Origin of the sequence: Belliella buryatensis (assembly GCF_900188245.1) — a bacterium.
In the GTDB taxonomy this organism is placed as follows: domain Bacteria; phylum Bacteroidota; class Bacteroidia; order Cytophagales; family Cyclobacteriaceae; genus Belliella; species Belliella buryatensis.
The window spans coordinates 1-5,676 of sequence record NZ_FZOK01000031.1 but is presented as its reverse complement, the minus strand read 5'-3'; the positions used below and the strand labels follow the sequence as shown (position 1 = coordinate 5,676).

Below are 5,676 nucleotides of genomic sequence, written 5' to 3'. Positions count from 1 at the left end.
AAAGACCTCTATCAACTACTACCTTCAAACTGGGAAGAATACCGACTTAAATAAAATATCCCTACAATTCAAGATGGGGTTGGTCGGGCGGATACACTATTCATTAAATTCAATTATTACAATCTGGGAAATTTAATTCTACAATAAACATTAAATCATCGCTAATTCTTGCTTTTAAGCTTGCATTATTTCGTTCAGCATAAATTTGACACAAGTACAACCCTAGGCCAAGACCTTGCTGCTCGTGATATTTTCTATCAACCTGAATAAATGCTTCTATTTTAAAATCTTGGTTCTTGGAAATAATTTTTTGTTGATTTGCAATTATTAAGCTTTGGGGTTTTAAGGTTATATATATTGGATCTTCTATAGCAAACTTAGTAGCATTGGTAATCAACTCTTTGATAATAAAATCCAAAGCTTCAATATCAAAATAAGTTTGAAAATCCCGCTCTTCAATGAATTCAAATCGATTGCTTGTTGAACTAAAATTACACTCAAGGACATTTCTAATCGAAGGAGTCATTTCAAAGTTAGGCTCGTAAGAATTTACAGCATTATATTTAGCTAAATTAAGTAAACTTGTATTCAACCTTTTAGACGCGGTGTATGCTGTTTCCAATAACTCTTTTAATTGGTCTTGATCGATACTTTCAAGAGAACCTGTCAATAACTCAAGAATAGACATCAATCCAAATAATGGGGTCCTTAATTCATGATATTTGACATTTCTTTCTTCTTGTAATACATCGGTAATTTTTTGATTGAGCCATGCTTCCCTTTTCTTTTGTTTTTCAATGGCCGTATTTACAGCATTTACTAAATCTTTGGCATGCACAGGTTTAGTCAGGTAATCTTCCGCTCCAGACTCCATTCCTTTCCTAAGGTCATCTTTTTCAACTTTAGCGGTTAAGAAAATAAATGGGAGATTAATTAAATTTTTGGAATTTCTAACTTCAGTAAGTAATTCAAATCCATCCATTTCAGGCATCATGATATCCGAAATCACCAAATCGAAATCATGCTTCTTCAATAAATCCAATGCAATAGCACCATTATCTGCTGTAGTTACATCGAAATCATAAATTTCAAGAATATCCTTGATGTTCTGCTGAAGATCAATTTCATCTTCTACTAATAATAGCTTAATGCTCATACGGGAGTGTAATTGTAAACTCTGTTCCTTGATTTTCAATACTTATAAAATGAATTTCGCCTCCTAACTTTTCTATAAATTCTTTAACGATATTCAGTCCCAAACCTGTTCCTTTTATAGTACTGACATTCTTGGCTCTAAAAAAAGAACCAAATATATACTTTTGATCTTCATAAGGTATTCCTAAACCATAGTCTTTTACTTTTATTTTATAAAACCCATCGGCAAGCTCTAATATAATTTCGGGATTCTGGGAAGATTTCTTGGAATACTTAACGGCATTGTCTATCAAATTGCTAATTACATGTGATAAAAGAGAAGGGTCAAGATTGATGATATGATCTTCCTTAGGTAATATCAACCTTATATTTTTACTGTATTCAGGGAAATTTTTATCAACAATATTTCTCAAAAATTGGTTAATCGAAACCTGCTCTTTGCTAATAATAATTTTATCCTGCGCATTTTTTTCTAGTATCAAAAGATCTGCTATCACACCTGTTAATCTTTGAATTTGGTTGTTGATTCTCTCAAGGTGTGTAACTGTTTTCTTCTTAAGGGTCTGATCATCAATATCAGCTAGCAAAATTTCCAAAATTTCAGTGCTACTCATAATCGTCGCAAGCGGAGTTCTAAATTCATGCGAAGTCATTGATATAAACCTTGATTTAAGCTGATTCAGCTCTTGCTCTCTGGTCAAGGAATCTTTCAATTCTTCCAATACGGCTTCCCTCTCCGTCACATCCCTCGAAGCAGCCATGTAAGAATAAATTTCACCATTACTATTCCTCAAGGGAGTTATAAGCGTTTCGAGTGCGATGGGCTTATTTGTCAATTTATGACGATGCGTCATTACAGTTGAAAATTCATTCAAGAGATCAATTGATTCATTTTCAATTTTAGTTACACCAAATAACTCCGAAGGAGTTCGCCCTAAGCAATCCTCTGGCTTATATCCCAAAACCTTATAAATAGAAGGTGAGATATATTCAAATCTCAAATCCAGAGAGTGTAATGCTATGATATCACTAGTATTATCAGAAAGTAGCCTGTACATTTGATCAGCTTGTGCTTTTTGTTGTTCTACTAATTGCTTTTGCTCATATGATCTTATAGATTTTATTAGATTGGCATAACCAGATATTAAGGGCTGCAATATTTCTAAATCTGATTCAACATAGTCCGTTTCTTTATTGGCAAATCCCATCAATCCCAAAAACTCGGTTCCTTTATATACTGGTACCCCCATATACTTTTTAATTGGTGGATGCCCCATAGGGGTTCCTGTAGCCCTTGGATCGCTCTTTACATCATTAGCAATAACTAGTTCTCCCGTGCTTAAAGACCGGCCAAAAAGGGTGTCAAGATTCCTAAATATTAAACCAGTCTTATAATTCTCTTGAAAAAACTGCTCACTTTCTTTTGACCATGCTATGTTAGTAATAGCATGAGTTTTCAAATAAGGTGCTTTTAAGTCGTCATAAAAAACCTCACCTATAAATCCGAACTGACTTCCGGTAATTTCTAGGATTTTAGTTAATAAAACATCTAATGGTTTTTGAAAATCTTTATCAATATTGAAACTCAACTGGGTATCATTCACAGCTTGAAGTAGATCATTTAATCTTTTCAAGGACTCTTCATTTAACTTAAGTTCCTTTTGTTTTAATTCAGTAACGTCTGTATACCTCCCATGAACTTTTAAAATGTTATCTTTTTGATCTTTGGCTGCCCATGCTTTATCTTGTAACCAAACCTCTTTCCCATTTTCATTTTTAATTCTATATACTGCATCAAAAACTCCAACTTCATGCAATCTCTCTAATTCATGATCTACAATATACTGGTCTTCCGGGTGGATTATTTCATACCAATACCCTTCTTCGTTGATATACCTTTCTCTATCAATCCCTAACAGACTAATGTTATCCGAAACAAAATATACCTCTTTTAAATCTCTAGAGAAAGTATACAAAGTGTCTTTTACAGAATTGATTACAGCGTTAGTTCTATCTATACTTTCTTCAAGCTTTGCCTGTGTTTCTTTCTCTTTATTGATATCTACAATTGACCCTGCATATCCAGCAGCTGTATTTTTCAAATCATGCTGTTTAGACACTTGCACTTTAACCCATTTTGATCTCTTATTCGTGATCAGAAGTTCTGCTTCAAATGTCAACTGTTTGATAGTACCTACCGACAACTTTTCCATTAAGGCAGATATTTCTTCCCTATATTTGGTATGAAAGGCATCCTTAAAAAAAGTCCACAAGGTTTCTCTGGGAGACTTTTTTGTGATTTTTTCCCATCTTTTATTTACAAAAGACCACTTACAATCTTGGTCTAATCTAAAAATAACTTCATTAACATTATTCACAAGAAATGAATAATTCTCTTTAATTTTGATCAATCGCTTTTTCTGCTTTTTAGCAAGAATAGTATAACCAAGTGTAGATGCAAATGCATGTAAAGCCGCTGCTTGTTCCTGTGAGTATATTTCTTTAGATGTGCAATTATCAAACCCTATAAATCCCCAAAAATTTTGATCCACCATGATGGGTATAAACAAAAATGAAAGAATTCCTTGAGCAGCCATGGTGTCATAAAAATCTTTACCATTTGATTCTTCATTGAGAACTTCATTAATAACCATATTTTTACTCAACTTCTCAGCTACCAATGGAAAAACAGACCATGGAATATTCTGTAATTCTTCAAAGTCTATTTGAGGTGTAACGCCTTTAGCAACCCATTCAAAGGTTTGAGAAAAATGCAGCTCATCACCTTCTCCCAAATAGTTTTGAAAAACATAAACCCTATCCACCTGGGTCGCATTTCCAAGTAAGGATAGAATTTGAGGTATGGCTACCTTGATCTTCTCTGTACTTTGTAAGATAAAATAGGACTCTCCTATTGCTTTGAGAATGGCTTCGCTATTAGTGATCATATGCATTTCAAAATTAACATTTAAAGCACTAGAAATTTTGACATTTTATTTACTTTTTTAAGTACTTTGTTTTATTTAAATGATTTTTAGCCGAAATTAAAAGCCTAATTAAGAAAAATGGAGAAAATTTTAATCGTTGAAGATGAACTAGACCTCGCTCTTAATATCAAAGAAATTGTGGAGAATTTTGGTTATAAAGTGGCTGGTATTCACGCTGATGCTCAAAGTGTCCTGTCATACCTCGAAACCTCCAAGGTTGATTTAATTTTAATGGATATACAGATCAAGGGAGATGTAGATGGAATTGACTTATGCTATAAGCTTAAGGATATTTATAATATTCCTATAGTATTTTTGACCGCCTATTCTGATCAAACCTATCTTGATAGAATATCCAACGTTTTGTATGATGGATACTTACTTAAACCATTCAAAGCGGATAGTTTGAAATCTGCTATTTTCCTTGGATTGAAATCAAAACCTTACGCTGTACCACAAAAAGACTTAGAAAAATTGAGCCTGAAAATACGAGATAAAGGATATGTAGTACCTGTCCCAATAAGCGACATTATTTATCTTAAAGCAGATGGTTTGTATACTAAAGTTTTCACTCACGCTAAATCTTACACTGTCAGAGATATTTTAAAAGACTTACAAGCCCAGCTGCCAGATCATATTTTTTTAAGACCACACAAATCTTATTTGGTCAATATCAATCATATCGATTCATATAACTCAAAGGAACTGAATGTCAATCAAATAAATATCCCAATTAGAAGAGGCTTTTACAAAGAGCTATCAAACTATCTAAACTAAGAAAACAAAAATTGTGAGATCATTTACAAAAATTTAACCTTTATTTACCTTTAAAATATAAACTAACGGATCAGATGTAGATTTACTGATATTCAAATAGTTATAATCATCAAAATATCTATTTCAATTCACATAGTAAGCAAATTATTCATTATTCTACATCAGATGGAAGCCTTAGAAATTATTTACACTTTCATTACAGATAATCTTTATTTCTTTAGCCTGCTCACAATAGGCTTAATAGTCAATCAACAAATCAATACTTTCCTCAAAAAATATGAAGGCCACTAATTTTAATCCTTTGTTCTTATCATAGAGGAAAAAGGTTAAAGGGGAAAGGCTAAAGGACTTCTTAAGCAAAGCCGTTAAGCGTTAAAAGTTAAAGACTTTAAGCGTAAATGATTTGTAAATATTAGGGAATAACTTCTTCCTGGCTGGGATCGTTCCAAAATAAGCGACACGAAACTCACAAAATCCCACAAAGCACACAAAATTATTCTTAGAGATCTCCTATGTTGAAAAACAAGCTAATGAGCTAAAATTTCACATAACTATTCCATTCTGATACTTTTTTCTCTTAAATGCAGTCCCAGTTTTGACAGTTCTGTTGTCAAGGCCGTAGCGAAGCGAAGTTCATTTTAGCCTTTACTACAGGGCAGTCAAAACTATCTTTGTGTTTAAAAGGGAAAAGAATCAGTTTAGTTTATCGTCACTTTAATAATGCCTAATTCACTTCAATAACCTCTTTAATCAATCT

3 protein-coding genes are annotated in these 5,676 nt (G+C 32.8%); 1 reads left to right on the top strand and 2 read right to left on the bottom strand.

Going from position 1 to position 5,676, the window contains the following annotated elements; genetic code table 11:
- Nucleotides 1-109: 109 nt before the first annotated feature.
- A complete protein-coding gene (locus CHB66_RS16600) occupies nt 110-1,156 on the bottom strand; it encodes an ATP-binding response regulator (protein WP_089242534.1) in 1,047 nt (348 codons plus the stop codon).
- Nucleotides 1,146-4,103 (bottom strand): ATP-binding protein, encoded by a 2,958-nt coding sequence (locus tag CHB66_RS16595; RefSeq protein ID WP_245812785.1) that lies wholly within the window; start codon nt 4,101-4,103, stop codon nt 1,146-1,148. Before CHB66_RS16595 ends, CHB66_RS16600 begins: the two co-directional genes overlap by 11 nt.
- 117 nt (nt 4,104-4,220) lie before the next feature.
- Between CHB66_RS16595 and CHB66_RS16590 the strand changes: the two genes are divergently transcribed.
- Nucleotides 4,221-4,919 carry a LytR/AlgR family response regulator transcription factor gene (locus tag CHB66_RS16590; RefSeq protein WP_089242532.1) on the top strand — a complete coding sequence of 233 codons (699 nt, stop codon included), beginning with the start codon at nt 4,221-4,223 and terminating at the stop codon, nt 4,917-4,919.
- Nucleotides 4,920-5,676 lie beyond the last annotated feature (757 nt).

What these genes read in the sequence shown, in the direction of transcription:
- CHB66_RS16600 (WP_089242534.1), bottom strand. Translation starts at nt 1,156, where the DNA reads ATGAGCATTAAGCTATTATTAGTAGAAGATGAAATTGATCTTCAGCAG.
- CHB66_RS16595 (WP_245812785.1), bottom strand. Translation starts at nt 4,103, where the DNA reads ATGATCACTAATAGCGAAGCCATTCTCAAAGCAATAGGAGAGTCCTAT.
- CHB66_RS16590 (WP_089242532.1), top strand. Translation starts at nt 4,221, where the DNA reads ATGGAGAAAATTTTAATCGTTGAAGATGAACTAGACCTCGCTCTTAAT.